The 26,172-nt window shown below is 60.8% G+C and carries 24 protein-coding genes and 1 pseudogene; 17 read left to right on the plus strand and 8 right to left on the minus strand.

All coding sequences use genetic code 11. The annotated features are described in order from the left end of the window. Positions 1-21 precede the first annotated feature (21 nt). Together K7R21_RS15075 and K7R21_RS15080 are read left to right on the plus strand one after the other, a co-directional pair. Positions 22-1,812 (plus strand): thiamine pyrophosphate-requiring protein, encoded by a 1,791-nt coding sequence (locus tag K7R21_RS15075; RefSeq protein WP_224984111.1) that lies wholly within the window; start codon positions 22-24, stop codon positions 1,810-1,812. 383 nt (positions 1,813-2,195) lie between these two features. Beyond that, complete coding sequence (locus K7R21_RS15080) at positions 2,196-3,065, plus strand: ADP-polyphosphate phosphotransferase (protein WP_224984112.1); 870 nt, start codon at positions 2,196-2,198, stop codon at positions 3,063-3,065. A 70-nt stretch (positions 3,066-3,135) separates the two neighbouring features. On the opposite strand, the gene K7R21_RS15085 is transcribed toward K7R21_RS15080, so the two are convergent. Next, positions 3,136-3,312, minus strand: a complete 177-nt coding sequence (locus K7R21_RS15085; protein ID WP_224984113.1) for a DUF1328 family protein — start codon at positions 3,310-3,312, stop codon at positions 3,136-3,138. A gap of 119 nt (positions 3,313-3,431) precedes the next feature. After that, entirely contained in the window at positions 3,432-6,098 is a 2,667-nt protein-coding gene (ligD, locus tag K7R21_RS15090; protein WP_224984114.1) for a DNA ligase D, read from the minus strand. Positions 6,099-6,241: 143 nt separating this feature from the next. Here ligD and K7R21_RS15095 point away from each other — a divergent pair, with 143 nt between their 5' ends. From K7R21_RS15095 to K7R21_RS15115, 5 genes are all read left to right on the plus strand, one after another. Next, complete coding sequence (locus tag K7R21_RS15095; RefSeq protein WP_224984115.1) at positions 6,242-6,421, plus strand: SAP domain-containing protein; 180 nt, start codon at positions 6,242-6,244, stop codon at positions 6,419-6,421. A 25-nt stretch (positions 6,422-6,446) separates the two neighbouring features. Then, entirely contained in the window at positions 6,447-6,614 is a 168-nt protein-coding gene (locus K7R21_RS15100) for a hypothetical protein (RefSeq protein WP_224984116.1), read from the plus strand. 106 nt (positions 6,615-6,720) lie between these two features. Beyond that, positions 6,721-7,161, plus strand: coding sequence for a ferritin-like domain-containing protein (locus tag K7R21_RS15105; protein ID WP_224984117.1), 441 nt, complete (start codon positions 6,721-6,723; stop codon positions 7,159-7,161). Positions 7,162-7,599: 438 nt separating this feature from the next. Further along, positions 7,600-9,495, plus strand: coding sequence for a malto-oligosyltrehalose trehalohydrolase (gene treZ / locus K7R21_RS15110; protein WP_224984118.1), 1,896 nt, complete (start codon positions 7,600-7,602; stop codon positions 9,493-9,495). Next, positions 9,482-11,860 carry a DUF3536 domain-containing protein gene (locus K7R21_RS15115; RefSeq protein ID WP_224984119.1) on the plus strand — a complete coding sequence of 793 codons (2,379 nt, stop codon included), beginning with the start codon at positions 9,482-9,484 and terminating at the stop codon, positions 11,858-11,860. The genes treZ and K7R21_RS15115 overlap by 14 nt, the downstream gene beginning before the upstream one ends. A gap of 21 nt (positions 11,861-11,881) precedes the next feature. Here the strand turns inward: K7R21_RS15115 and K7R21_RS15120 are convergent. Beyond that, positions 11,882-12,121 (minus strand): annotated as a pseudogene (locus K7R21_RS15120) (YgaP family membrane protein); the annotation flags it as partial. A gap of 372 nt (positions 12,122-12,493) precedes the next feature. Then, on the minus strand, positions 12,494-13,270 hold the full coding sequence (gene ku / locus K7R21_RS15125; RefSeq protein ID WP_224984120.1) for a non-homologous end joining protein Ku: 777 nt from the start codon (positions 13,268-13,270) through the stop codon (positions 12,494-12,496). 271 nt (positions 13,271-13,541) lie between these two features. On the opposite strand from ku, the gene K7R21_RS15130 reads away from it, so the two are divergent. The 6 genes from K7R21_RS15130 (at position 13,542) to K7R21_RS15155 (ending at position 17,600) form a co-directional block, all read left to right on the plus strand. Further along, a complete protein-coding gene (locus K7R21_RS15130; RefSeq protein ID WP_224984121.1) occupies positions 13,542-15,167 on the plus strand; it encodes an AsmA family protein in 1,626 nt (541 codons plus the stop codon). Positions 15,168-15,207: 40 nt separating this feature from the next. Continuing rightward, the gene (locus K7R21_RS15135; RefSeq protein ID WP_224984122.1) at positions 15,208-15,360 is read left to right on the plus strand and encodes a DUF3309 family protein; all 153 of its coding nucleotides are present in this window, start codon (positions 15,208-15,210) and stop codon (positions 15,358-15,360) included. Positions 15,361-15,389: 29 nt separating this feature from the next. Continuing rightward, a complete protein-coding gene (locus tag K7R21_RS15140) occupies positions 15,390-15,575 on the plus strand; it encodes a DUF6496 domain-containing protein (protein ID WP_224984123.1) in 186 nt (61 codons plus the stop codon). Positions 15,576-15,618: 43 nt separating this feature from the next. Then, complete coding sequence (locus K7R21_RS15145) at positions 15,619-16,182, plus strand: quinol:electron acceptor oxidoreductase subunit ActD (RefSeq protein WP_224984124.1); 564 nt, start codon at positions 15,619-15,621, stop codon at positions 16,180-16,182. A gap of 102 nt (positions 16,183-16,284) precedes the next feature. Further along, positions 16,285-16,797: a hemerythrin domain-containing protein gene (locus tag K7R21_RS15150; RefSeq protein ID WP_224984125.1), complete on the plus strand. Its 513-nt coding sequence runs from the start codon at positions 16,285-16,287 to the stop codon at positions 16,795-16,797. A 419-nt stretch (positions 16,798-17,216) separates the two neighbouring features. Beyond that, positions 17,217-17,600, plus strand: coding sequence for a response regulator (locus K7R21_RS15155; RefSeq protein WP_224984126.1), 384 nt, complete (start codon positions 17,217-17,219; stop codon positions 17,598-17,600). A 21-nt stretch (positions 17,601-17,621) separates the two neighbouring features. On the opposite strand, the gene K7R21_RS15160 is transcribed toward K7R21_RS15155, so the two are convergent. The 3 genes from K7R21_RS15160 to K7R21_RS15170 all read right to left on the minus strand — a co-directional run bounded on the left by K7R21_RS15160 (position 17,622) and on the right by K7R21_RS15170 (position 20,711). Further along, positions 17,622-18,473, minus strand: coding sequence for an HDOD domain-containing protein (locus tag K7R21_RS15160; protein WP_224984127.1), 852 nt, complete (start codon positions 18,471-18,473; stop codon positions 17,622-17,624). Between the two features lie 33 nt (positions 18,474-18,506). Further along, positions 18,507-20,402 (minus strand): GspE/PulE family protein, encoded by a 1,896-nt coding sequence (locus tag K7R21_RS15165; RefSeq protein WP_224984128.1) that lies wholly within the window; start codon positions 20,400-20,402, stop codon positions 18,507-18,509. 117 nt (positions 20,403-20,519) lie between these two features. After that, complete coding sequence (locus K7R21_RS15170; RefSeq protein ID WP_015718486.1) at positions 20,520-20,711, minus strand: twin-arginine translocase TatA/TatE family subunit; 192 nt, start codon at positions 20,709-20,711, stop codon at positions 20,520-20,522. 175 nt (positions 20,712-20,886) lie between these two features. Between K7R21_RS15170 and K7R21_RS15175 the strand changes: the two genes are divergently transcribed. After that, complete coding sequence (locus K7R21_RS15175) at positions 20,887-21,333, plus strand: response regulator (protein ID WP_224984129.1); 447 nt, start codon at positions 20,887-20,889, stop codon at positions 21,331-21,333. A gap of 45 nt (positions 21,334-21,378) precedes the next feature. Beyond that, positions 21,379-23,367, plus strand: a complete 1,989-nt coding sequence (gene uvrB / locus K7R21_RS15180; RefSeq protein WP_224984130.1) for an excinuclease ABC subunit UvrB — start codon at positions 21,379-21,381, stop codon at positions 23,365-23,367. Between the two features lie 143 nt (positions 23,368-23,510). Here the strand turns inward: uvrB and pcnB are convergent, their stop codons facing one another. Next, the gene (pcnB, locus tag K7R21_RS15185; protein WP_224984131.1) at positions 23,511-24,947 is read right to left on the minus strand and encodes a polynucleotide adenylyltransferase PcnB; all 1,437 of its coding nucleotides are present in this window, start codon (positions 24,945-24,947) and stop codon (positions 23,511-23,513) included. A 105-nt stretch (positions 24,948-25,052) separates the two neighbouring features. Here pcnB and K7R21_RS15190 point away from each other — a divergent pair, with 105 nt between their 5' ends. Then, positions 25,053-25,355, plus strand: a complete 303-nt coding sequence (locus K7R21_RS15190) for a nitrous oxide-stimulated promoter family protein (RefSeq protein WP_224984132.1) — start codon at positions 25,053-25,055, stop codon at positions 25,353-25,355. Between the two features lie 22 nt (positions 25,356-25,377). Beyond that, positions 25,378-26,148, plus strand: coding sequence for an ATP-binding protein (locus tag K7R21_RS15195; RefSeq protein ID WP_224984133.1), 771 nt, complete (start codon positions 25,378-25,380; stop codon positions 26,146-26,148). The last annotated feature ends 24 nt before the right edge of the window (positions 26,149-26,172 follow it).

A 26,172-nucleotide genomic window follows, 5' to 3' on the forward strand; every position in this document is an offset into this window, starting at 1 on the left:
TCTAATGAGCAGGGAGGTCTCATGACAACTGCCAGCGATTACCTGGTGCAAAGGCTGTACGAATGGGGGGTACGGAAGATCTACGGCTATCCCGGCGACGGGATCAACGGCGTGATGGGTGCCTTAAACCGGGAGAAAGAGAAGGTCGCCTTCATCCAGACCCGCCATGAGGAAGAGGCCGCTTTTATGGCCTGCGCGCATGCCAAGTTCACCGGCGAGGTTGGGGTCTGCATCGCCACTTCCGGGCCGGGCGCGATCCACCTGTTGAACGGGCTCTACGACGCGAAGCTCGACCACCAACCGGTGGTCGCCATCGTGGGACAGCAGTCCACCATGGCGCTCGGGGCGGATTACCAGCAGGAGGTCGATCTCATCTCCTTGTACAAGGACGTGGCCCACCACTACGTGCACATGGCGAGCAGCGCCGAGCAGATCAGGCAACTGGTCGACCGCGCCATCCGCATCGCGCTGGCGGAGCGCACGGTCACCTGCGTCATCCTCCCCAACGACGTGCAGGAGATGGATGCAGTCCCCTCGCCGACGCGCAAGCATGGCTCGACCTACACCGGGCTTGGCTTCACCCGGCCCGAAATCCTCCCGGCTCGCGACGATTTGAAACGTGCTGCCGATGTGCTCAACGCCGGTAAAAAGGTCGCCATCCTCGTTGGCGCCGGGGCGCTGGGTGCGGGCGAGGAGGTTGCCATCGCCGCGGAGAAGCTGGGGGCGGGAGTCGCCAAGGCCCTTTTGGGCAAAGCGGTACTGCCGGACGCGCTCCCCTACGTTACCGGCTCCATCGGGCTATTGGGCACCAAACCGAGTTGGGAGTTGATGAAGGAGTGCGACACGCTGCTCATGATCGGCAGCGGTTTCCCGTATGCCGAGTTCCTTCCCAAGGAAGGGCAGGCGCGCGGCGTGCAGATCGACCTCAGTGCGCGGATGCTGGGGTTACGTTATCCCATGGAAGTTAACCTGCAGGGGGACGCCAAGCTCACCCTGCGGGCGCTGATCCCGCTGCTTGAGCAGAAGCAGGATCGTGGTTGGCGCGACGACATAGAGAAAGGGGTTGCCGAGTGGTGGGACGTCCTGGAGGCCCGCGCCAAGCTGGAGGCTAAGCCGATCAACCCGCAGCGCCTGTTCTGGGAACTCTCCGCCCAACTGCCGGACAACTGCATTTTGACCTGCGATTCCGGTTCGGCCGCCAACTGGTATGCCCGTGACATCAAGGTGAGGGAGGGGATGATGGCGTCGCTCTCGGGGGGGCTGGCCACCATGTGCCCGGGCGTCCCCTACGCCGTCGCCGCCAAGATGAATTACCCCGACCGCCCCGTGATAGCCATGGTGGGGGACGGCGCCATGCAGATGCAGGGGATCAACGGCCTGGTGAACATCGCCAAGTACTGGCAGGAATGGAGCAATCCGCAACTGGTGGTGCTGGTCCTCAACAACGGCGACCTGAACCAGGTGACCTGGGAACAGCGCGTCATGAACGGCGACGCCAAGTTCAGCGCCTCCCAAGACATCCCGCAGTTCCCGTACGCTGCGTACGCCGAGATGCTCGGGCTGGAAGGAATCCGCCTGGATGACCCCGAGCAGATCCGCTCGGCGTGGAGGTCGGCGCTTTCCGCTAACCGGCCGGTGGTGATCGATGCCCGCTGCGATCCGGACGTGCCGCCCTTGCCGCCGCACATCACCTTCGAGCAGGCCAAAGGCTTTGTCTCCTCGATCTTCAAGGGAGACCCCAACCTGGGAGGCATCGTGACCCAGTCGGCCAAGCAGATGATGTCGACGCTGTTGAGCAGGAGTGAGAAGTAGGAGAGTCAATTGACAATGGACAATTGACGATGAACTGCAAGCAGGGGGATGAGTGTGAAGTCCCCCTTTGCGAAGGTGGATTTAGGGGGATTTGCTTTTGATTAGGGAGAGGCAAATCCCCTCTGTCTCCCCTTCGCAAAGGGGAGGACGCGAGGTCGGGGGCTGCGCTTCGGGAATGGCAGATGGCTGATCGCCAACCCCAGCACGGATCTTTGCAAAAGGGGAGAGGCAGGCAAGGAGTCTGGGGACCGCCCATAAAGCGGTTCCTTTTTGTTGTTACCTCCCCCTCCCTTCGAACCAATGAGGGCGGAGGCTGTGGGCTCTCATTGAAAAGCTGACAATCTGCGCTAGCCTCAACAGGTGTCGTCACAAAGGAGGCGCGGATGAAGATTTCGACCGAGCAGTTCCGGGTTAAGCCAAAGGAAGAGGTGGACCTGAAGAAGCGGCCGACCTGTGTTCCCCCGTTTTACAAGTCCAAAGAAGAGTACCTGGACCTGCTGAACGAACAGATTGAACGGCTCAGTAAGCTACAGGGACTTCTCTACGCCAACAACAGCTGGTCGATCCTGCTCATCTTCCAGGCGATGGACGCCGCGGGCAAGGACAGCATGATCAAGCATGTCCTTTCCGGGATCAACCCGCAGGGGTGCGAGGTGTACTCGTTCAAGCACCCGAGCCCGGAAGAGCTGGACCACGACTTCCTGTGGCGCAACATCCGCCGTCTGCCGGAGCGCGGACGCATCGGCATCTTCAACCGTTCCTACTACGAGGAGGTGCTCATCGTCCGGGTGCATCCGGAGATCCTGGCGGCGGAGAATCTCCCGGACAAGTTGGCCAGCCACAAGAACATCTGGCGCGACCGCTTACGCTCCATGAATGACCTGGAAGCACACCTGGCCCGCAACGGAACCTGTATCCTCAAGTTCTTCCTGCACATCTCCAAGGAGGAACAGCGCAAACGCTTCCTGGAAAGGATCGACAACCCCGAGAAAAACTGGAAATTTAACCGGGACGACATCGCCGAGCGTAAGCTCTGGAAACAGTACATGCACGCCTACGAGGAGTGCCTGGGCGCCACCAGCAGCAAGGAGGCTCCATGGTACGTGGTGCCTGCCGACGACAAGAAAAACGCGAGGCTGATCGTGGCGCAAGTGGTTGTCAACTTACTGGAAGAACTGAAGATGAGCTATCCGGAAACCTCTGAGGAGAAGCGCCGGGAACTCATGGACATCAGGAGCGAATTGGTGAAATAGGCAGAAGGTGCTTTGCGGACAAACAAAAAGGCGGCTTGCGCCGCCTCGATTGAAGGTCTTGCCAGATGCGTCATCGTGTAATGCTCCGTCCTGCCAGAAGGCCTGCCACCAGCATAACCACGGCGACCACCAGGAACAGGTAGAAGAGTAATTTTGCGATACCGGCTGCCGCTGTTGCAATACCACCGAACCCGAATACTGCGGCTATTATGGCGATAATGAAGAATATGATGGCCCAACGTAACATGATAGTTCACCTCCCTCGGCCCTCATTAACTTCCTTAAACAAAGTGTATCATGGGAGGCGTGCAGTTTTATATCTTGTATTTTTTTAATTTCTCAACTTCGCCTTCCCCCGCCTCTCATCTACCGCTCCAGGTTCTCGATGCACTGCTCCAGGTCGATCCCCGGACCCAGGACCCCCGCGAACAGGTCCCCCAGGTGCTCCAGCCTCCCCGGCATGGTGATGATGGTGAACTGGCTCGGGTCGAGGCCCGGTTTCACTTCCTCCCATTTGAGGGGGGCCGACACGGTTGCTCCGGGCCTGGGGCGGATACTGTAGGGGGCGGCCAGCGTCTGTCCGGGCTTGTTCTGCAGGAAATCCAAGTAGACCTTTTTCTGGCGCAGCTTGGGGCTGCGCAGGATGCTGGTGAACTCGGGGACCTTGTGGTGCACCAGGGTAGCGATGACTTGGGCAAAATTGCCCGCGGCGTCGTAGTCGTACCTGGCGCCCAGCGGGACGTAGATGTGGATGCCGGTGGCACCGGAGGTCTTGGGAAAACTTACCGCGCCGGCGCGATCCAGCACCTCCCGGACTGCCAGCGCCGTCTCGATTACCTTGGCGAACGGGATGTCTTCGGGGTCGAGGTCGATCACGAAGTAGTCCGGGTTGTCGAGGTTTCGCAGACGCGACAGCCAGGGGTTGATCTCGATGCAGCCGAGATTGGCCATGTAGATGAGGGTCGCCTCGTCCTGGCAGACGAAGAACTTGATGTTCTTGTCCACGTGCTTTGAGTGGATCTCGCGGGTGGTGATCCACGACGGTGGCAGTTCGCCTGCCTCCTTCTGGAAAAAGCCCGGTTCGGCGATGCCGTTAGGGGTACGGTACAGCGACTCCGGGCGATCGACCAGGTGGGGGAGCATGGCGTGGGCGACCGTGCGGTAGTAGTTGATGACGTCCCCCTTGGTGTACCCCTGGTCTGGCCAGAACACCTTGTCCAGGTTGGAAAGCTCGAGCCGGTGGCCGTCCAGGATCAGTAGTTCGTCCTGTCCTTTCTTACCGCTCGTCCCTTTCTTGCGCTCGGTCTGACGGGGGGGGGATGGCTCTGCCTCGGGCTCGGGGAGCGGGGGCGGAGCGGAGGCGACCAGCTCACGCACCACGCTCTTCGGGTCCTTGTCCTCCCTGAGTCCCAGGTAGATGGGCATGCGCATGACGTTCTCGTCGGTCCACTCGGAAAACTCCACCTCGCAGACCAGCTCCGGCCTCACCCATGTGATCGGCATGTCGGACTTCACCGGTTGCTGGAATGGTGACTTCTCCTGAACCAGCGGCTGCAGCAGTTCGTACATCTCCTTGAGGCCCGCGTCATCGAAGCCCCCACCGGCGAAGCCGATGCAGACCAGCCGTTCGTCCTCGTAGACGCCAAGTACCAATGCCCCGAGACCTTTCCGACTGCGGCGCGGCTGGGTGAAGCCGCAGATGACAGCCTCCTGCTGCAGGCGCACTTTGATTTTCAGCCAATCCTTGCTTCTCTTTCCGGTCTGGTACAGGCTCGTGGCGCGTTTGGCCAGGATCCCCTCCAGGTTGTTCTGGCGCGCCAGTTCGAAGAACTCCTTGCCGGTCTCCATAACGTGGTCGCTGTAGCGGATGTCGGGGAGGTCGGGAAGGACGGAAAGCAAGGCGCGCAGTCGCTCCTTGCGGGCCAAAAGCGGTTGGTTACGCAAATCTTCGCCGTTGAGGTAGAGGAGGTCGAAGACGAAGTAGGCGATGGTGCCGCGGCCGGTGCGCTGGTAGTTTTGCAGCAGTTGAAAAGAGGAGCGGCCGGTTTCGTCCAGCGCCACCACCTCGCCGTCGAGGACGGCTTCGATGCCCAGGGAGGCCAGCGAAGCGGCCACGGTGGGGAACTTCTTGTTGAAAGAGAGGTTGTTGCGCGAGTAAAGCGCGACGTTTTTGCCGGTGGCCTCGGCGATGGTGCGGTAGCCGTCCCATTTTATTTCGAAGAGCCAGTCAGGGTCGTCGAAGGGCTCGGCAGCGGAGGTGGCGAGCATGGGGGACAGACGGGCTGGAAGCGTGGACGCAGTGTACCCGGTGGACGGAGTGGACCCGGTGGACCCGGGAGAGTTAGTAGGGCTGGAAGAAGTTAGAGAAACACTCGACGGGGTTTGCTCCTCCCCCTGGAGGGGGGAGGGCGGGAGGGGGGACGCCTGATGGGCCTGGACCGGCGGGCGCAGCGGCATCCGGCCGGCACGCACATCTTCTATGGTGGCGTTGCTCACTACGGAACGTTCCTGGAGGGTCACGTCTTCGCTGCTGGCAAACTGGTCCTTTTTCTTGATCAGCAACCACGAGTTCCCCTTGTCACCCTTTATGCGCACCAGGGCGAACTCGCCATTGAGCTTCTCTCCGTGCAGGATGAACTTCAGATCTCCTTTCTGTAGCCCCTCGCGTAAAAGCTTCAGACTCTGCTCTGGGGCCTCACTCCCGGCAGCATTGAAGGTGCCGGTATCCCAGATGATCACTTCGCCGGCGCCGTAGTTCCCCTTCGGGATCACTCCCTCGAAATCGCCATACTCGTACGGATGGTCCTCCACCATCATGGCCAGCCGCTTCACTGCCGGGTCGAGCGACGGCCCCTTGGGAATCGCCCAACTCTTCAACACCCCGTCTATCTCCAGCCGAAAATCATAATGCAGATGGGAGGCGGCGTGCTTGTGGACCACGAAACGCAGCGACTTCACGGATCTGCCACCTTTCCCTTGCGGTTCAGGCGTTTTGCTCAGATCCCTCTTGCGCTGATACTCCTCCAGTCCCATGAGAACACCTCCTTTGGCTGCACATGAGTCTATCACAGCAGCAGGGACCGGGAGATTGACAAAAAGGGACCGGCGGCTAGATTATTAGACGTCGCCAATTTTGGCCTATCCAGCCCGACCGGGCACCAGAAAGGAGAAGAAGCATGAAGGTCCAGGACATCAAGGAAATTGCCCAAAGGATGGACATCTCCAGCGGGAAGCTGAAAAAAGGCGAACTGATTCGCCTCATCCAAAGCAAAGAAGGGAATATTGCGTGTTTCGATTCGGGGCAGGCGTCCCAGTGCGGCCAAAGTGGCTGCCTCTGGGCGGAGGACTGCAACTGACAACCAGCGGGAGAGGAGGCGCCACATGGACTTCGACTACACCAAGTACATCTACCTGCCGGACTGCAAGGACGGCTGCGGCGCCATAACGGACTGGATGAGCAGCAAGGAGATGGCGCGCGAGGTGGGGGAGAACCACCACAAGTCGACGGGCCATGATTGGGTCCTGATCGAGAAGATGCGGGAGGAATAACGTCGTCATGTTATCGGCTTCATGCTGACTGCAGGAGGGAGAGCGGTTTTCCCGCGGGGTCACGCTCCGCGTGCAAACAATACCAAAAGCTGATCCGGAGGAAAGCATGAACAGAGACGACATACTCGACCAATTGGAAAAACTGATTCAGCTTGACGTGGATGCCACCCACGCCTATGACCAGGCCATCAAGAATGTGAACGAGGTGGCCATCAAGGACAAGCTGATCCAATTCCAGTCGGACCACCGCAAACACATCGACCTCCTCTCCGCGAAGATGCTGGAGCTAGGAGGGACCCCTCCGGAACTCTCTTCCGACTTCAAGGGGTTCCTCATCTCCGGCTTCACGGCCCTGCGCAGCCTGACCGGTTCGAAGGGGGCGCTGGAGGCGATGGAGAGCAACGAGCGCCTGACCACCAGCCGCTACGAGGAGGCATCGAAGCTCGACTTCCCGGTGGACATCTCGGCCATCGTGCGCGCGAACTACGCCGACGAGCAGCGCCACCTCTCGTTCATCCGCGAGGCGATTCCCACCCTGCGCAAGTAGAGGGAAGGCAATGGACAATTGACAATGGACGATTGACAACGAAAGCGTAAGGAGGCCGGCACCCAAGGTGCCGGCCTTTTTTTTCGTCCTCCTGCAAGCTGCTGGGTTGGCTGCAGCCCCCTCCCCTTGCGGGAGGGGGGAAGGGGGTAGGGGAAGAGGCAATTATTGCGGCTGTTTGCGGCTTCACCCACCCCCCGTCCCCTCCCGTCATTGGAGGGGGGCGAGAGTTCCTGAGTAGGTACGAACCCAACGGCCCGGGCCCTTTGGATCCGGGCTCTTATTTTCATTAACAGCAGGGCGGACGGTACTCATCTTCTGCGAAGCAGCGTCTCGTGGCACGTTGACATGAAGAGCCGCTAATGTATCTTTGGTTAGTATTTTTTTAAGTATCCGACGGCGGTCTCATGAGAGGCGCGGCCATGGTTGGCGGAGGTGGGTATGGTAGCGGGTGGCTGGCGCGTCGAGCTGGGGGCAACGGTCTTGAAGGAGGGGGGGACGCAGTTCCGGGTCTGGGCTCCCAAGTCCAAGACGGTGAACGTGCTGATCCTGTCCGGCAAGGCGACCGGGACAATGGCTATGCAGCCGGAGGGGAAAGGCTACTACTCCGTCACCGTCCCCGGCGTTGCCGATGGCGACCGCTACCTCTACCAGCTCGATTCCGGAAAAACGTTCCCCGACCCGGTCTCACGCTTCCAGCCGGAGGGCGTCCACGAGCCGTCACAGGTGGTCGACCCGGAGCAGTTCCTCTGGAGCGAGGAGGGGTGGCTCGGCATCCCGCTGGAACAGTACCGTATCTACGAGATCCACGTCGGCACCTTCACCAGGGAAGGGACCTTCGAAGCCGTGGTCCAGCACCTCGACTACCTGGTCGACCTGGGCATCACCGCGCTCGAGGTGATGCCGGTGTCGCAGTGCCCCGGCAAGCGCAACTGGGGCTACGATGGCGTGTACCACTTCGCGCCGCAGAGCAACTACGGCGGGCCGGAAGGGCTCAGAAGACTGGTGAACGCCTGCCACAGAAAAGGTCTCGCCGTGGTGCTGGACGTGGTTTACAACCACTTCGGCCCGGAAGGGTGCTACCTCGACGACTTCGGCCCCTACTTCACCAACAAGTACCGCACCCCCTGGGGACGAGCCATGAACCTGGACGACGCCGACAGCGATCCGGTCCTGGAGTACTTCCTGTCCAACGTGGCGTACTGGCTCACAGAATTTCGCTTCGACGCGCTGCGCCTGGACGCGGTGGACTGGATCTTCGATCAGACTCCCAAGCCACTTTTGCGCTGCCTGGCAGACGAGATTCGCCAGCACCGGGAGCGGCTGGGGCGGCACTTCTACCTCTTCGCCGAGAACGACACCAACGACGTGCGCCTTATCAACTCGCCGGAGAAATGCGGATTCGGCCTCGACGCCCAGTGGTGCGACAACTTCCACCATGCGCTGCGAGCCCTCCTCACTGGCGAGGTGACCGGCTACTACGAAGACTTCGGCCAGTTCAGCCAGCTGCAAAAAGCTTTCGAGGAAGCCTTCGTCTATACCGGCCAGTATTCCCGCTACCGTCGGCGGCGCCACGGTGGCCCGACTGAGAATCATCCGGGCAGCCAATTCGTGGTCTTCTCGCAGAACCACGACCAGGTCGGCAACCGCAAGTGCGGCGACCGGCTGAGCGCGACGCTCCCGCTGAACCAGCTGCTCCTGGCTGCCGCCACAGTGATCCTGTCCCCCTACCTGCCACTGCTGTTCATGGGGGAGGAATACGGCGAGCGCGCCCCGTTCCGCTACTTCATCGACCACACCGATCCCGAACTCGTGGAACTGGTGCGCAAGGGAAAGCACGAGGAGCACGCCTCCGGAATTTGCGAGGAGGATATCCCGGACCCGGCAGCCGAGTCCACCTTCGAGGAGTCCATCGTCGACGTGGGGACCCAGAAGGAGGGGGAGCAGGCGGTCATCCTCGCCTTCTACAAGCAGCTTTTCGTGCTGCGTAAGAGCCTTCCGGCGTTGCAGGTGTTCCAGCGTGACGCCATGGCGGTCTCCGGTCTCCCCGAACAGAAGGTCCTCTTCCTGAGGAGGTGGAGCGGCGACAACTCGGTTCTTTGCCTGTTCAGTTTCAGCAACATTCAGCAGGAGGTCCCGCTCGTCCTGCCGCCGGGAATCTGGCAGCGGGTGCTCGACTCGTCGGCCCAGCACTGGCGCGGGCCGGGAGAGGACGCGCCGGAGCGCGTGGATGGAGGGGATGCAGGCGGCAACCAACGGACCATGATCAGGATCAACCCATTCAGCGTGGTGGTCTACAGCACTAATCTTACAGGAGGAGACCATGGAGCAAGCTAAGGAGCGTTTCGTCTGCATCCACGGACACTTTTACCAGCCTCCCCGGGAAAACCCGTGGCTCGAGGCGGTGGAGATACAGGATTCTGCCTTTCCCTACCACGACTGGAACGAGCGCATCACGGCCGAATGCTATGCCTCCAACTCGGCGTCGCGCATCCTGGACGGCGACAGCCGCGTCATGGACATCACCAGCAATTACGCCAAGATCAGCTTCAACTTCGGCCCCACCGTCCTCTCCTGGATGGAACTGGCCGCCCCCAACATCTACAACGCGATTCTCACGGCGGACAAGCAGAGCATGGAGTGGCGCTCCGGGCACGGCTCGGCCATCGCCCAGGTCTACAACCACATGATCATGCCGCTGGCCAACGCGCGCGACAAGCGCACCCAGGTGGTGTGGGGCATCGCCGACTTCCAGAAACGCTTCGGCCGCTTCCCCGAGGGGATGTGGCTCGCCGAAACCGCGGTCGACCTGGAGACCCTGGGCATACTGGCGGAGCAGGGGATCAAGTACACCGTGCTTGCGCCGCACCAGGCCGAGGCATACCGCGCGCTGGGGGCCGAGGAGTGGACCGAAACCGAGATCGATCCGACCCGGGCCTACCTCTGCAAGCTCCCCACCGGGCGCTCCATTACCCTGTTCTTCTACGACGGTCCGATCTCCCGGGCGGTCGCCTTCGAGAACCTGCTCGACAGCGGTGAAGCCCTCGCGGGCCGACTGGTAGGCGGCTTCACCGAGGACCGGGACTGGCCGCAGCTGATGCACATCGCCACCGACGGCGAGACCTACGGCCACCACCAGAAGTTCGGCGACATGGCGCTGGCAGCCTGCCTGAACCACATCGAAGGGAACAACCTGGCGCGGCTCACCAACTACGGCGAGTACCTGGAACTCTGCCCCCCGGCAATGGAGGTGAAGATCCGCGAACGGACCTCCTGGAGCTGCGCCCACGGCGTCGAGCGCTGGAACAGCGACTGCGGCTGCTCGGGCGGCATCCAGGGGTGGAACCAGCAGTGGCGCACCCCGCTGCGCACTTCGCTGGACTGGCTGCGGGACCGCCTCGCCAAGGCGTTCGAGCAGAAGGGGCGCGAGCTGTTCAAGGACCCGTGGCAGGCCCGCGATGCCTACATCGAGGTGATCCTGGACCGCGGCATGGAGCAGGCGGAGCGCTTCCTGGCCCAGCACGCTTCGCGCGAGCTTTCCAAAGACGAGAAAATCATGGCGCTCAAGATGCTGGAGATGCAGCGCCACGCCATGCTCATGTACACGAGCTGCGGCTGGTTCTTCGACGAACTCTCCGGCCTCGAGACCGTGCAGGTGATCGACTACGCGAGTCGTGCCTTGCAGCTTTCCGAAGGAGTCGCCGAAGGCAACGTGGAAAAGGCATTCCTGGACCGCCTTAAGGAGGCCAAGAGCAACATCCCCGAGCACCACGACGGGCTCTGGATCTACCAGAACTTCGTGTTGCCGATCAGGCTCGACTTGGTCAAGGTCGGAGCCCACTACGCCTTCAGCTCCCTCTACGAGGAGTACGAGGAGCACTCACAGATCTACTGCTACGCCATCGCCAAGGAGGATTACACCAAGCTCTCCACCCCGGACGCCGTCATGGCCATGGGGCGCATCCACGTGGCCAGCGAGATCACCGAGGAGGAGGCCTGCCTCACCTTTTGCGTCATGCGCATCGGCAGCCACGATTTCAAGGGGGGCGTCAAGGAGGTTTGCGACGCGGGTGCCTACGCCGCCATGCGCGAGGAGATGAGCGGCGCCTTCGACAAGGGACTCTACACCGACCTGGTCACCCTGATGGACAAGCACTTCGGCACCCACAGTTTCTCGTTGATCAACCTCTTCAGCGATGAGCAGCGCAAGATCATCAACCAGATCATCAAGCAGAACATGGAGGACGAGATCGCGAGCTACCAGGAGATGTACGAGCGCAGCCGGCCGCTGATGGAGTTCGTCAAGGAGACCCGGGTCCCGGTGCCGCACATCTTCATGGCCGTGGCGCAACCGGCGCTCAACGAGGCGCTCAGGCACGCCATGAGCGAGGACGAGGTGGACGCGGACCAGGTGCGCAGGATCGTGAGCCAGATCCGAACCTGGGGCGTCGCAATCGAGGAGCCGGGGACCGAATACTTCATGCGGCGCCGCCTCGAAGAGATGTCGAGCCAGCTGCTGCAGGACCCCTCCGATCTCAAGCTGATCGCCAAGATGCAGAAGAACATGGATCTCCTGAACGAGATCCCCGTCCGACTCCAGGTGCCTCATGAAGCGGGGCAGGTTCTCGAGGTTGCGCCAGAATTCGTACACCTCCTGGGGCGGCAGGCCGATAGTGACGGCCTTGGTTATGGTCAAGGCTGAGTTGTGTGTGTGCACGGTATCGACCCCCATCGCGTCATAGATGCCGCAGTGCCCGGTTTGCCCCCGGTACAGGAACATGCCTCCCGCCAGCATCATCGCCAGGCCGGAGGCGTAATTACGCTTGCTGATGCATCTCAGACCCGATACCGCCAGGGCGGCACCGCCGATGACAGACGCCTTCCGCTCGGCGGGGCCCACGTTCACCCGCCTGTCTCTTCGCCATTCTCTCGACTGGCCGCGTTCGGTTTCACTCGGTTCCATGCTTTATCCTCCCTTGGAAGCTGCTGCCGCTCGCTCTTATTAAGGTCCTCAGTTTTTAGAATTAGAACAAACTAACATAAGGTAGTGGGTTTGCAACGGGGTGGGGAGGAAATATGGGAGTTATGGGAGCTACGAGAATGATGGGAAGTATGGGAAGTATGGGAAGTATGGGAGCTGGAGGGAGCTGGAGGGAGCGGCGGAACTACCGGAGAGTGGGAGAGTGGGAGAGTGGGAGAGTGGGAGGCTGTGGGCAGGCTGTGGGCAGTGGAGCTGCTGGAGCTTGTGAAGTTTGTGGCCGGCCGGCGGGGGAAGCCCCCTCCCCCGGAGGGGGAGGGACGGGGAGGGGGAAGGGGGCAGCAATCCGCAGCTGAACTAGGCGGCTTCTTTGCGCTTCTGCTTCAAACTCTCCTTCAAAAGGGCCATCATGTCGGCCACCTTCGGCGGCGGCGCGGCCTTGGCCGGGGTAGGCTGGCGTCCCTGCGCCTTCTCTTCGATCATCCGCTTCAGATCGTCGATGTACTGGTCCCTGTACTTGGCCGGGTCGAACTTCACGGTCAACTGGTCGATGAGCGACAACGCCAGGGTCACTTCCTGCTCACGCACCTGCTCGTTGCCGGGGAGCTTCAGGTCAGAAGCGTCACGCACCTCCGTGGCATACCGGATCTGGTTCAAAACCAGCAGGTCATCCAGCGGCCGGACGATGCCCAGGCTGCCGCGGTTCCTCAGCACGTAGTAGGCGACCCCCACCTTTCCGGAGCGCTTCAGCGCCTCCCTGAGCAGCGCATAAGCCTTGGGCCCGCTCTTGTCCGGCTCCAGGTAATACGGCTTCTCGAAAAACCGGGTGTCGATCTCCCTCTCATCGATGAAGTCGACGATATCGATCAGGTGCGTCTTCTCAAGGCTCGCGTTCTCAAAGTCCTTGTCGGTGAGCACGATGTACTCGCCGTCACTGTACTCATACCCCTTGACGATCTCCTCGTAGGGGACTTCCTTGTTGTCGGTCTTGCAGACCCGCAGGTACTTGATCGGGCAGAGGTCGTTCTTGCGCAGCATGTCCAGATCGAGCGAGTTGCTCTGCGAGCCGCTGTAAAGTTTCACGGGGATGTTCACCAAGCCGAAGCTTATCGACCCCGACCACATAGCTCTCATCGTTAACCTCCTCGGTTGCAGACCTTTCCTTGCCAGCGTCTAGTTCTGGTACAGCTCGCATTTTACCATCATTGCGCAAGGGCGCGCATCCACATCATGGCCTACGGGCCGACTTTTCCGACTGGGCACCCACCAGGTACCGCCTTTATTTTTGTGCTGACGACAGGACTTAAAGCGCGAGCCGCGATTGACAAAGCAGGTGCACCGCATACATTTATTAGCGTGTTTTTATCTTGCCCTGTATCGCCTGCCGTAACCCTTGGAGATTGTTATGGTTGAACCGAATGAGCCGGTGCCACAGGGCACACGTCGTATGCCGGCACTACCGAAGGCGCTGCTCTGGATCGTGGGGATCGTGGTCTCCCTGGTGTTGATCGTCTTCATCGCCAGCTTCTTCATCGACGAGCCGCTGCGGCGCACCACGGAACGACGCATGAACCAGAGCCTCAAGGGGTACAAGGTACGGCTTCCCAAGCTGCACTTCAGCCTCATCGGCCTTTCCATCACCTTGAAAGGGTTGACCATTTCCCAGGAGGCCCACCCCCAGCCGCCGGTGGCCGAGTTCCCCTACCTGAGGGCCAGCGTGCAGTGGCGCGAGATCCTCTCCGGCAAGCTGGTTGGTGATATGACGCTGCACGGGCCGAAGGTTCACGTGAACCTGTTGCAGCTCAAAACTGAAGCGGCCAGCAAGGTCCCCATGAAGCAAAAGGGGTGGCAACAGGCCTTCGAGGCCATCTACCCTCTCAAGATCAACCTCTTGCAGATCACCGACGGCAGTCTCAGCTACATCGACCAGGACCCGAAGCGGCCGCTGAAACTCTCCAACCTGAACCTGTCCGCCGACAACATCCGCAATATACATCTGCCCGACAAGGTGTATCCATCGAACTTCCACCTGGAAACCGACATCTTCGGCAGCGGGCACGGCACCGTAGATGGGAGGGCGAACTTCCTGGCTGAACCGACCCCGGCGGTGAAGGCTGCCATCGAGTTGGCCAAGGTTCCCATCGCCTACTTCGCGCCCATGGCGGCCCGGTCCAACGTCAGGATCGAGGGAGGCACCCTGACTGCGAGCGGCAACGTGGAGTACGGCCGCAAGGTGCAGACAGTCCGGCTCAAGAAACTGGCCATCCACGGCGTCAAGCTCGACTATATCCATACCCCTGAGACCGCCCGAGCGGAATCGAGAAGAGCCCAGAAAGTCAAGAAGGCGGCCAAGGAGGTCAGCAACAAGCCAGACCTCATCCTCACCATCGATCATTTCAGCCTGACCGAGTCCAACGTCGGATTCGTCAACGAGTACGGTGGCAAAAAACTCCGCCTGTTCCTGTCCGAGGCGAATCTCTACCTGGACAACTTCTCCAACCAGTTTTCCAAGGGGCCGGCCACGGCGCGACTCTCCGGCAAGTTCATGGGGAGCGGAATTACAGAGGCCAAGGCGACCTTCCGCCCAGAGAATAAGGGCCCTGACCTGGACCTCTACCTGAAAATCACCAACACCCAGCTCGCCTCGCTGAACGACCTGCTGCGAACCTACGGTAACTTCGATGTCACCGCCGGCACCTTTTCGCTGGTGACAGAACTGCACGTGAAGAACAACAGGGTGAACGGCTACATCAAGCCCTTCTTCAAGGACATGAAGGTCTACGACCGTCGCCAGGACAAGAACAAAGGGTTCTTTCACAAAGTGTACGAGATGCTCGTGGGGGGGATCGCCAAGCTGCTGGAAAACAGGCCCCATGATCAGGTGGCCACCAAGGCGGACATCTCGGGGCCGCTGCAGAACCCGAAGACCAGCACCTGGCAGGTCGTCATCGAGCTGATCCGCAACGCCTTCATCAAGGCCATTCTGCCCACCTTCGAGAGAAACGTTGACGCGCTCGGCCGACACAAGTGATGCAACAGCAACGGATAACCGGGGAGAAAAGGAGGAAGCCATGAGACTGATTTTGTTGATAATCGTGATCTTGCTGCTCATCGGTTCACTCCCCACGTGGCCCTACAGCGCCGGGTGGGGGTACTACCCAAGTAGCGGCCTGGGGCTGGTTCTGCTGATCCTGCTGATCCTGGTGCTCCTGGGACGGATCTAGCGACGTGGACGAGGGAGGAGGAAGACTCGATGGCCAAGTACGGGAAGAAGGCCCAGGAAACGGTGCACGAGGTGATGGACAAGTTCAAGAAGGGGGAACTGAAGAGCGGTAGCAGCGGCAAGAAGGTCACCGACCGCAAACAGGCCGTAGCCATCGGTCTTTCGGAGGCGCGCGAGAAGGGAGCCAAGGTGCCTGAGCCTCCGAAGAAGAAATAAGCGGGCACCGCAATCCGGCAGTACCAGAAAAAGGAGGCCTGACATGGCAAAGAACACGGCAGTTTTCGGCATCTACCGCAGCCGCGACAGCGTTGAACAGGCAGTCGACTCGCTGCGCGCGGCGGACTTCCGTAACACCGACATCTCGGTCCTGTTCTCCGAGAACGTCGGTACCAAGGACTTCGCTCACGAGAAACACACCAAGGTCCCGGAAGGCTCGACGGCAGGCGCGGGGACCGGTGCGGTGATCGGAGGTGCGCTGGGCTGGCTCTCCGGCATCGGCGCCCTGGCCATCCCGGGGGTCGGTCCCTTCATCGCTGCGGGCCCGATCGTAGCGGCGTTGGCGGGTGTGGGCGCAGGCGGGGTGATCGGCGGTATCGCCGGGGCGCTCATCGGCATGGGGATACCGGAGTACGAGGCCAAGCGCTACGAGGGGCGCGTTAAGGAAGGTGGCATCCTCCTGTCGGTTCACTGCGACAACGCAGACTGGAAAAAGCGCGCCATCGAGATACTGAAGCAGACCGGCGCGACCGACATCGGGTCCGAGGGCGAGTCCAAGGCGGACTTCGCCAACTCCGATAAGCCCAAGCCGAGGGGCATGGCGTAAGAGCAGTATGAAAATTGGGTAGTTGTAACGCGGGGGCGAACGCAAGTTCGCCCCTACATGTATCGGCACCAGGAGCCGTGGTGCCCAAAAAGGAGAAACCAGATGCCAACAAGCCAGAAGTCGAGCGAGGCGCACACCGGGGCGGAAATGACCATCTTCGATGTGCTGAAGCAGGACCACGAGAAGGTACGCTACCTTTTCGACAAGGCCCAGAAGGCGGGCAAGAAGGATATTTCCTCCCTGCAAAAGCTCTTTTCGCAGTTGGAGGAAGAACTTGAACTGCATATGGAAGGGGAAGAGCGCTTCTTCTACAGTGTGCTGGAGCAAAACGAGGAGATGCGCGACAAGGTGCTGCAGTCCTTCGAGGAGCACCAGGTGACCAAGACCTTGTTGGGAACCTTCCAGGCCCTGGCGGTGGATGACGAGCGCTGGATAGCCAAACTGCAGGTGCTCAGCGAGATCGTAGAGCACCACATGCAGGAAGAGGAGAAAGAGGTCTTCAAATTGGCGCGCAAAGCCCTCGGCAAGGAGCAGCAGCACGAGACAGCGCTCGCCTTCCAAAGGAGCAAGCGGGAGGGGCGCAAGCCCTCACGGGGAGCACCGGTCGAGGGATAGCAGCAGCAACGGGCACAAACAAGGGCGCTGTGGCAGTGTGAATTTGACTGCCGCAGCGCCTTTTTTGTGTCAGTTTCGAAAAATCCTACTTGTGTATAGCTTAATGTATGATATAAAATGATTCCTAACTCAGAGGGTAGAGGCGACAGAGTCATAGCGAAAAGCAGCCCTTTCACAAAAGATTCTCCTCTCCGCACTATGAGTGCGGCGGCGCCAGCGAAATCGCTGTCTATGACAGATCATATGATGGCATCTTTCGCAACTTCCAGAATGAGCCTGAAGCTGTGCTGTAACGGGAATTACGGTAATAGTTAAAGAAAATAATGTTAAACGTTAATTAACTTATTGGTGGAGTACCGGTCGAATCACCACCGCTGTTTGACAGTAACGAACCCTGAACCGCAGTAGTGGGAGGCGCTATGCAAGAAGCTGAGATTTTGTTGGTTGAAGATAACAGCAATTGCGAAGAACTCGCCTTGCGAGCCCTGAAGAAAGCGGGCTACGACAAGGTGGCGGTTGCGCGCGACGGGGCTGAAGCGTTGGGGATGCTCCTGGGGGAGGGGAGCACCTGGGGGGCACACCATGAACCTAATTTCATACTGCTGGACATGAAGCTGCCCAAGATTGACGGGGTCGGGGTGCTGCAGCGGTTGCGCAACGACGACCGCACCAAGGGGCTCAAGGTCTTTGCACTGTCGTCCTCGGAGGATCCCAAGGACCTCGAACAGTGTAAGAGCCTGGGCGTTGTGGCCGTCCTGCCGAAACCGCTTAATCCGGAACTGCTCAAGCGGTGGCTGCACTGAGCTTGTGCCGCCGCGCGTACTTTATTCACTTGAAATGGGAACGGCGAGCGCGTCCTCGACGATGATCTCCAGTTCCGCCAAGGCAGTCTCCTTGAGACCAAGCACCTGTGCCTCGGCCGAGGCAAAGAGTAGGACCGAGGGGTCGCGGTTCATGCCGATGCCCAACTTGCGGCAGGCCAGGTTCGCCAGGCGTACCATGGCCAGAAGCACGTTGGCCTGGTCCCAGCGCTCCTGCTGGTGTCCGGCCACGATGTCGCAGTAGACCTGCGGCATCTGCCACTGCACCATGAGCTGGTATCCCTGCTCCACGTGCAGCGTCGCGAGCACCTCCCTCAACACCGCCTGGCTGGTTACCCCGTTGAAATGCTGCTCGCGGCACACCTCCTCCATGCACTTCAGCAGGAAAAGTTTGCCCAAGTCGTGCAGCAGCCCGCCCAAGAATGCCTCTTGTGCCTGCGCCGCGAATCCCACCTTTTGCGCCAGCCATTTGCTCCCCACCGCACAGCAGAAAGAGTGCTTCCAGAGCGTCTGCATGATCGCGTTGTAGCGTGTGTCGTTGGAACGGTACAGGTCCTGCTGTGTGGTCACCATGGCGAGGTTGGCCACCTCGTTGGCGCCCAGCCTGATGATCGCCTCCCGGATCGTGCTTACCTTGGTGAGGCCGGCGTAGAAGGCGGAGTTGGCCGCCCTGAGGACGCCGGTCGCGATGCCCGGATCAGCGTTCAACAGCTGGTGCACCTCCTTGATGTCGAAATCAGGACGAGCCAACGCCTGCTGCAGCCTGAGAGCTACCGCGTGGAATACGGGTATGCTGAGACGCCCCTCCGCGAGTCGCGCCTTAATCACCTCAACGATTGAGGTTTGCTGGTTCATGTCGGCTGCTCTCCTGTGCATCTGGTAGTTTCCTTAATAGCCGAGCAGCCGGCGCAGTTCCATGAGTGGCCGGGGCGCCCCGATGCGGGGGAGGTCACGCAGCACCTCCTGGAGCGAAATGAGTCCGTTGGCCGCCTTGACCAGGCCGTCCTCGAAGAGAGTAACCAGTCCCGAGGTTTCCATGCTCAGCCTGCGGATCTCAGCGGAGGACCGGTTTTGCAGGATCGCTTCCTTAACCGGCTCGTTCAAAACCAGCAGTTCGAAGACGGCGCTTCTCCCCTTGAACCCGGTGAAACGGCAGTTGGTGCAGCCGCGCCCGGCCCGGAAGTTGGCCCCGGCCAGGTCCTTTGCCGACATCCCCATGCGGCCGTATTCCGCAGGTGCGGGAATGTAGGGCTCAGCGCAGTCGTTGCAGACCAGGCGCAGCAGGCGCTGGGCCACCACGCAGACCACCGTGGAGGAGATCAGAAACGACTCGATCTGCATGTTCATCAGGCGCAACAGGCCGCCGATGCTGTCCTCGGTGTGGAAGGTGGTGAGCACCTTGTGCCCGGTGAGAGCGGCCTGGATGGCGGTATCAGCGGAAAAGGTGTCGCGGATCTCGCCCAGGACGATTACGTCCGGGTCCTGGCGCACCATGTGGCGCAGGGTCTCCTCGAAGGTCACCCCGATCTTCTGGTTGATGGAGCACTGGGAGACCCCCTCGATGACGTACTCCACCGGATCCTCGGCGGTGATGATGCTGGTGTTGATGTTGTTGAGGTGGCTGACGCAGCCGTAGAGGGTCGAGGTCTTGCCGCTGCCGGTGGGGCCGGTGATGATCATGACCCCCGACGGGGTCTCCAGGGCGTCTTCCATGAACTGCTTGAGCATGCGCGGCGCCATGCCGATCTGGGACACCTCGAGGATGGCTTCCTTCTTGTTCAAAAGGCGCAGCACGATCTTCTCGCCGAAGATGGTGATGTAGAAGGAAACGCGCATGTCGAGGTTGAAGCCGTGCAGCCGGCTCTCGTAGATGATGCGCCCGTCCTGGTGGCGCCTTTTCTCGGCGATGTCGGCCTGGGCCATGACCTTGATGCGCGAGGAGAGCTGCGGCGCCAGGTCGAGCGAGAGCTCCATGTGCGGCATCATGACCCCGTCGTGGCGCAGCCGTATGCGCAGCCGGTCCCGGAGCGGCTCGATGTGGATGTCGCTCGCTCCCATGGTCATGGCATCATCGAACAGCTTGTTGATCATCCCCACCACGGTGGTCTCGTCGGGCACCACGACGTCCTCGCCGGCGGTCTTCTGGGCGGCGGTGATGGCGGAGAGGATGGCGGTACGGGTGGCAATGGCGGGCTTCACGTTCCTGCCGAAAATCTTCTCGGCGGATAGACGCGAGTACTTCTCCAGCGGGTTCGCGAAAGCGACCAGCGTGGTGCCATCGTCCTCGAGGGCGTACGGGACGAAGAGCTCGTCCCGGAACACCTCGAAAGGGGCCTTGGCGAAGAGCTTGCGATCCAGCTTGCGGAACTCCAACTCAGCCATCGGGAAGCCAAGCTGGAAGGAAAGCACCTCGGTCAGCCGGCGCTCCTCGATGAATCCCTTCTCCACGATGATGTCCCCGAGCATCTTGCGCGGCGTGCCACCTTCCTTCTGGAGGTTGAGCGCGGTGAGCAGTTCGCTCTGCTTCAGGTAGCCCAGTTCGACCAGCAAGTCGCCAATCCGGATGGAGAGGCTGTTCTCACGCAGGGTGCGCACCACGTCCTCGCGCTTTATGTACTCCAGTTCCTGGAGCACGTCGATCAGCGTCTTGGTGGACTGCAATTTGCCGTGCACGCGCTGGGCGTAGTGGAGCTGTTGCGTGCTGATGACGCCGGTGGCAACCAGCAGCTCAACAATCTGTCCGGCGCCCTGGGGGGGCGGGGCGTCATTGTGATGTTTTCTCATGATAGTTCCGCGGTGACTCCCTGGCTGCCGTTATGCCACGCCCAAAAAACAAAAGGTCCCCGCAAGCTACAGCGCGGGGACCTTTGAACGACGGGCGCAAAAACTAATTAGCTGGAGCTAGCTCCCTTTCTTATCGTCATCGGGACGTCCGGCTTTAATCTCAATTTCATCCTTGCCGCTGGAAGCCTTCTTGAAGTTCCTGATGCTCTTGCCGAGCGCGCCGCCGATCTCCGGGAGCCGGCCGGCACCGAACACCACGAGCACGATCACCAGGATAATAATGAGCTCCGGCATGCCGAATCCAAACATGTGACCTCCCTTTGTTGATTGCGTAAGATGCCGCAGTATCGCACAGTGGTGGCGGAAAAATCAACAGTTCCGATTAAAGCAGTGCTAAAAGAAAAATTATTAAAAAAATATTGTAAACAATTCGCAAATTTGTTAAAAACATGCTCCACTATCTCTCTAAACACGGAGGACTCAGATGAACAAGATGATCCTGCTGGTCGAGGACAATCCTGATGACGAGGCTCTGACCCTTAGGGCGATACGCAAGCACATGCCGTACGGAATCGTGGTGGCGCGCGACGGCGCCGAGGCGCTGGACCACCTGTTCGGTACCGGGCGCAACGGCGGCGAGGCGATCCCGACCCCTCTCCTGGTGCTGCTCGACCTGAAGCTCCCCAAGGTCAACGGCCTGGAGGTGCTGCGCCGCATGAGGGAGGAGGCGAAGACCCGTTCCATCCCCGTGATCGTGTTCACCTCGTCAACCGAGGAGCAGGACATCCTGGACAGCTACCGCCTGGGTGCCAACAGCTATATCCGCAAGCCGGTGGACTACGGCCAGTTCTGCGAAAACATGAAGCAGGTGATGAACTACTGGCTCAGCGTGAACCAGCTCCCGCCGCAGCGGACCTGCGCCGCGGCCTGACACCCCTGTTGCCAAGGCGCACCTCATCCTGTTAATATCCTGCGCATGGACAAATTCGAACTGGTAACCGGTTTCCAGGCGCGGGGCGATCAGCCGCGCGCCATCGAAGAGCTTTCCGAAGGGGTGCTGCGCGGCGACCAGCACCAGGTCCTGCTTGGGGTCACCGGCTCCGGCAAGACCTTCACGATGGCGCAGGTCATCGCCAAGTGCAACCGCCCGGCCCTGGTGCTCGCCCCCAACAAGACCCTGGCGGCCCAGCTCTACGGCGAGTTCAAGGAGCTCTTCCCCAACAACGCCGTCGAGTACTTCGTATCCTATTACGATTACTACCAGCCCGAAGCCTACATCCCCTCCTCGGACACCTTCATCGAGAAAGACTCCTCGATCAACGACGAGATTGACAAGTTCCGCCATGCCGCGACCAGGAGCCTGTTGACCCGGCGCGACGTCATCATCGTCGCCTCGGTTTCCTGCATCTACGGCATCGGTTCGCCGGAATCGTACCAGGAGATGCAGATTCGGGTGCGCGAGGGGGACGACCTCGGGCGCGACGAGCTTTTGAAACGCCTGGTCGAGATCCAGTACGAGCGCAACGACGTCGACTTCCACCGCGGCAGCTTCCGGGTGCGTGGTGACACTGTCGAGGTGTTCCCGGCGCACGATGACGAGCGCGCCATCCGCATCGAGTTCTGGGGCGACACGGTGGAGGCGATCTCGGAGATCGACCCGTTGCGCGGCGTGCAGCTGCAGAAACTGCCGCGCTTCGCCATCTACCCCGCTTCGCACTACGTGGCGAGCCGCCAGACCCTGGAACGGGCGGTGGAGCAGATACGGGTCGAGCTCGAGGAGCGCATCCGCTACTTCAAGGAGCAGAACATGCTCCTGGAGGCGCAGCGCATCGACCAGCGCACCTTTTTCGACATCGAGATGATGGAGCAGATGGGCTTTTGTCAGGGGATAGAAAACTACTCGCGGCACTTCGACGGCCGTCAGGCGGGGGAGCCTCCCTACACGCTCATCGACTACTTCCCCGACGACTTTTTGCTGGTGGTGGACGAGTCCCACATCACCGTGTCGCAGGTGGGGGGGATGTACCGCGGCGACCGCAGTCGCAAGGAGACCCTCGTTAACTTCGGTTTCCGGCTCCCTTCAGCCCTGGACAACCGGCCACTCACCTTCCAGGAGTTCAGCAGGAAATTGAACCAGGCGATCTACGTCTCGGCGACCCCGGCGGAGTACGAGTTGAAGATGGCGGGCGGCGTCGTGGTCGAACAGCTGATTCGCCCCACCGGCCTCATCGACCCGGTCATCGAGGTGCGTCCCGCGGCGGGGCAGGTGGACGACCTGCTGCACGAGGTGCGGCTCACCGCCGAGCGAGGCGAGCGCATCCTGGTCACCACCCTCACCAAACGGATGGCGGAGGAGCTTACCGACTACTACCGCGAGCTCGGCATCCGGGTGCGCTACCTGCATTCGGACATCGACACCTTCCAGCGCATGGAAATCCTGCGCGACCTGCGGCTTGGGGAATTTGACGTGCTGGTGGGCATCAACCTGCTGCGTGAGGGGCTGGACCTCCCCGAGGTTTCGCTGGTGGCCATTCTCGACGCCGACAAGGAAGGCTTCCTGCGCTCCACCCGCTCCCTGATCCAGACCTGCGGTCGTGCGGCGAGGAACGTGTCAGGGCGCGTGCTGATGTACGCCGACAAGATCACCGGATCGATGAAGGATGCCATTGACGAGACCTTGAGAAGGCGCGAGCTGCAGCAGGCCTACAACCTGGAGCATGGCATCACGCCGGAGAGCGTGAAGAGGCTGATTGCCAATGTGCTGCAGGCCCCCGAGGAGAAGGACTATGTCACGGTCCCGGTGAAGGGCGAGGATTTCCTCAACCCCAAGGACCTGGAGAAGACGCTGAAACGGTTGAAGAAGGAGATGCTGGCCGCGGCCAAGGCCCAGGAGTTCGAGCGGGCGGCGGAACTGCGCGACAAGATCAAGCGGCTTGAGGTGGCGGAGATAACTAAAGGCAATTGACGATTGACAAGGGACAATTGGCAACGAAAAAGCCCCTCTATTCGAGACGGATGAGGGGCTTCTTTATGTCGCTATAACTCCCTCCCCTGGAGGGGGAGGGGCGGGGAGGGGGAAGGGCGGGGAGGGGGAAGGGACCGGCCGCTTTATTCCGGCGCCGCACCCGGCTTCTTACGCCGCCGTTTCCGCCGCCGCTTCTTTTTGGCACCTTCGGCGGCTGCCGCTTCGCCTTTGGGCGGGGGCGCGGACTCCCCCCCTTCCGATTGTTGCGCGGAAAAACGCTCCCACCAGTCGCCCAGCGACCTTTTTGGCGGGGTGAGCTGCTCCATGAAACGAAGATACTGCAGCGCGTCGCGGAAGGACAGACGGGCAACCACACCGCGGCCGTTTCTTCCCGGGGTCTTCTGGAAACGGTGCTGCATGTTGAGGATGTCGCGTACCGCGACCAGCACCCGGTTCGGCACCGACACGGTCGGAGCGAGTTCTCCGGCGAAGGCGGCTACGGCGGCGTCGGTCGCCTGCTGCGGCGGCAGCCCCTCGTCACGGAACTGGGCTACCTTCTCCTCCAGGTACTCCCCGAACATCAGGGCTATCAACAAAGAAGGTGAGACCGGGATTCCCTGGGCCAGCTGGTCGTCGACCCATTCCAGTGCCTTGCCGACGCGGACGTGGGGGTAACAGTCGGACTCGCGGGAGAGCCAGGCGTCGAAATGGGGGAAGAGCGGCTCAAACAGCCCGCTGTGGCGCATCATCTGGTAGGTGCGCTCGCCGGCCCCCATGAGGAGCAGCTTCAGCACCTCTTCGTAGAGGCGCGGCGGCGTAGCCTTGTTGATGGTGCCGCACAGCGCCTCGATGGCGGCCTCGGTACGCGGTTCGATGTTGAAGCCGAGCATGGAGGCGAAGCGGATGGCGCGGATCATGCGCACCGGGTCTTCGGTGAAGCGGACCATGGGGTCGCCGATGGTACGGATCAAGCCGTTTTTCAGGTCCTCCATACCCCCGACGTGGTCGATGATTGAGAAGTCGGCGATGTTGTAGAACAGGGCGTTGACGGTGAAGTCACGGCGCACCGCGTCCTCTTCGGGAGTGCCGAAAACGTTGTCCCTGAGCACCATGCCATCCTCGCTCTTGAGGATGGGCGGGCCGTGGTGGTGCCGGCGCCGCCTCCGGTCGCGGTCCTCTTCGAGCTGCTCTGCCTCGGCAGGAGCCTCGACGGGCTCTTCGGGCAAGGCCTCGGCGAGTTCTTCCTGGGCTGCTTCAGCGGCATCGACGGTGGAGCGGAAGGTGGCGACTTCTATTATTTCATCGTGAAAATGAATGTGGGCCAGGCGGAAGCGGCGCCCGATCAGGCGGCAGTTGCGGAACAGCTTCTTGAGCTGGTTTGGGGTGGCGTCGGTGACGACGTCGAAGTCCTTGGGCTCGCGCCCCAGGAGCAGGTCCCGGACGCCGCCCCCCACCAGGTAGGCGATGAAGCCGTGCTCTCTGAGTTTGTAGAGCACTTTTACGCCGTTGGGGCTGAGCAACGAGCGGGAGATGGAATGCTCCTCGCGCGGGATGATGACTTTTTCCATGTTAGTGTTCATTCGCGGGAAAGTAGCATAAATCAGTCACAAAGGCAAAGGGTGCGGAGTTGATTTAATTGACTTTCGTCATGACTTAAGGTGATTTGTTCTGCTATGGTGGCGACCATGGAAAAGAGAGTGAAGCAGGAAAAAGATATCAGGGTCCTGGAAACCTTCATCGGTTGCTACTGCCGGAGCAAGCACAAAAGCCAGAAAGGCGTGCTCTGCAAGGAGTGCTCCGAGCTTTTGGCTTATGCCAAGCTGAAGCGGGAGAAATGTCCGCTCGACCCGAAACCCACTTGCAAGCACTGTCACGTACACTGCTACGGCAAGATGCAGCGCGCGAAGATCCGTGAGATCATGGCTTATTCCGGAAAACACCTCATGCTGCGCGGCCGCCTCGATCTGCTGTGGCACTATTTTTTTTAAAGGGATTTTAGGAGGGTAAAGAATGATCAGGAAAATTGTGCACATAGACCAGGACAAATGTGACGGTTGCGGGCTTTGCGTCCCTTCCTGCGCGGAAGGCGCCATCAAGATTGTGGACGGCAAGGCCCAGATCGCCGCGGACAACCTGTGCGACGGCCTGGGTGCCTGCTTGGGTGAATGCCCGCAGGACGCCATCACCATCATTGAACGCGAGGCGGACGAGTTCGACGAGGTTGCCGTCGAGAAGCACCTGAGCGTCCAGGGTGCCGCGCCGGCTGTGCACGGCCACGGTCATGGTCATGGGCATGGGCATGGGCATGGGCATGGGCATGGGCATGGGCATGGCGGCGGTTGCCCCGGCTCCCGCGTGCAGAGCTTCGCCCCGGCACCGTCCGCTCCGGCAGCGGCGGCGGGAGCGATCCAGAGCCAGTTGGCGCAGTGGCCGGTGCAACTGCACCTGGTACCTGTGACCGCCCCGTACTTTAAGGACGCCGAGCTGCTCATCACCGCGGACTGCGTCCCCTTCGCCTACGCCAACTATCACCATGACTTCCTGGCCGGCAAGGCAGTGGTGGTCGGCTGCCCCAAGCTGGACGACAACAACGCCTACCTGGCCAAGCTGACCGAGCTGTTCCGCGTCTCCGGCATCAAGGGGATCACGGTGCTCAGGATGGAAGTTCCCTGCTGCGGCGGCATCGTGATGGCGGCGCGCCAGGCCCTGGCCGCCTCGGGAATGGAGATCCCTTTCCGCGAGGTAACGGTCAGTATTCGCGGGGAAATAGTGGAACGCTAGAGGGCGTTGCGTAGGGGGAAATCG

It is taken from the genome of Geomonas agri, assembly GCF_020179605.1.
GTDB lineage: Bacteria > Desulfobacterota > Desulfuromonadia > Geobacterales > Geobacteraceae > Geomonas > Geomonas agri.

Coding starts and splice junctions, on each gene's coding strand:
- K7R21_RS15175 (WP_224984129.1), top strand. CDS start 20,887: ATGAACAAGATGATCCTGCTGGTCGAGGACAATCCTGATGACGAGGCT.
- K7R21_RS15190 (WP_224984132.1), top strand. CDS start 25,053: ATGGAAAAGAGAGTGAAGCAGGAAAAAGATATCAGGGTCCTGGAAACC.
- pcnB (WP_224984131.1), bottom strand. CDS start 24,947: ATGAACACTAACATGGAAAAAGTCATCATCCCGCGCGAGGAGCATTCC.
- K7R21_RS15100 (WP_224984116.1), top strand. CDS start 6,447: ATGGACTTCGACTACACCAAGTACATCTACCTGCCGGACTGCAAGGAC.
- K7R21_RS15115 (WP_224984119.1), top strand. CDS start 9,482: ATGGAGCAAGCTAAGGAGCGTTTCGTCTGCATCCACGGACACTTTTAC.
- K7R21_RS15075 (WP_224984111.1), top strand. CDS start 22: ATGACAACTGCCAGCGATTACCTGGTGCAAAGGCTGTACGAATGGGGG.
- K7R21_RS15165 (WP_224984128.1), bottom strand. CDS start 20,402: ATGAGAAAACATCACAATGACGCCCCGCCCCCCCAGGGCGCCGGACAG.
- K7R21_RS15105 (WP_224984117.1), top strand. CDS start 6,721: ATGAACAGAGACGACATACTCGACCAATTGGAAAAACTGATTCAGCTT.
- ku (WP_224984120.1), bottom strand. CDS start 13,270: ATGAGAGCTATGTGGTCGGGGTCGATAAGCTTCGGCTTGGTGAACATC.
- K7R21_RS15195 (WP_224984133.1), top strand. CDS start 25,378: ATGATCAGGAAAATTGTGCACATAGACCAGGACAAATGTGACGGTTGC.
- K7R21_RS15085 (WP_224984113.1), bottom strand. CDS start 3,312: ATGTTACGTTGGGCCATCATATTCTTCATTATCGCCATAATAGCCGCA.
- ligD (WP_224984114.1), bottom strand. CDS start 6,098: ATGGGACTGGAGGAGTATCAGCGCAAGAGGGATCTGAGCAAAACGCCT.
- K7R21_RS15150 (WP_224984125.1), top strand. CDS start 16,285: ATGCCAACAAGCCAGAAGTCGAGCGAGGCGCACACCGGGGCGGAAATG.
- K7R21_RS15140 (WP_224984123.1), top strand. CDS start 15,390: ATGGCCAAGTACGGGAAGAAGGCCCAGGAAACGGTGCACGAGGTGATG.
- K7R21_RS15095 (WP_224984115.1), top strand. CDS start 6,242: ATGAAGGTCCAGGACATCAAGGAAATTGCCCAAAGGATGGACATCTCC.
- K7R21_RS15080 (WP_224984112.1), top strand. CDS start 2,196: ATGAAGATTTCGACCGAGCAGTTCCGGGTTAAGCCAAAGGAAGAGGTG.
- K7R21_RS15135 (WP_224984122.1), top strand. CDS start 15,208: ATGAGACTGATTTTGTTGATAATCGTGATCTTGCTGCTCATCGGTTCA.
- K7R21_RS15170 (WP_015718486.1), bottom strand. CDS start 20,711: ATGTTTGGATTCGGCATGCCGGAGCTCATTATTATCCTGGTGATCGTG.
- treZ (WP_224984118.1), top strand. CDS start 7,600: ATGGTAGCGGGTGGCTGGCGCGTCGAGCTGGGGGCAACGGTCTTGAAG.
- K7R21_RS15130 (WP_224984121.1), top strand. CDS start 13,542: ATGGTTGAACCGAATGAGCCGGTGCCACAGGGCACACGTCGTATGCCG.
- K7R21_RS15145 (WP_224984124.1), top strand. CDS start 15,619: ATGGCAAAGAACACGGCAGTTTTCGGCATCTACCGCAGCCGCGACAGC.
- K7R21_RS15155 (WP_224984126.1), top strand. CDS start 17,217: ATGCAAGAAGCTGAGATTTTGTTGGTTGAAGATAACAGCAATTGCGAA.
- uvrB (WP_224984130.1), top strand. CDS start 21,379: ATGGACAAATTCGAACTGGTAACCGGTTTCCAGGCGCGGGGCGATCAG.
- K7R21_RS15160 (WP_224984127.1), bottom strand. CDS start 18,473: ATGAACCAGCAAACCTCAATCGTTGAGGTGATTAAGGCGCGACTCGCG.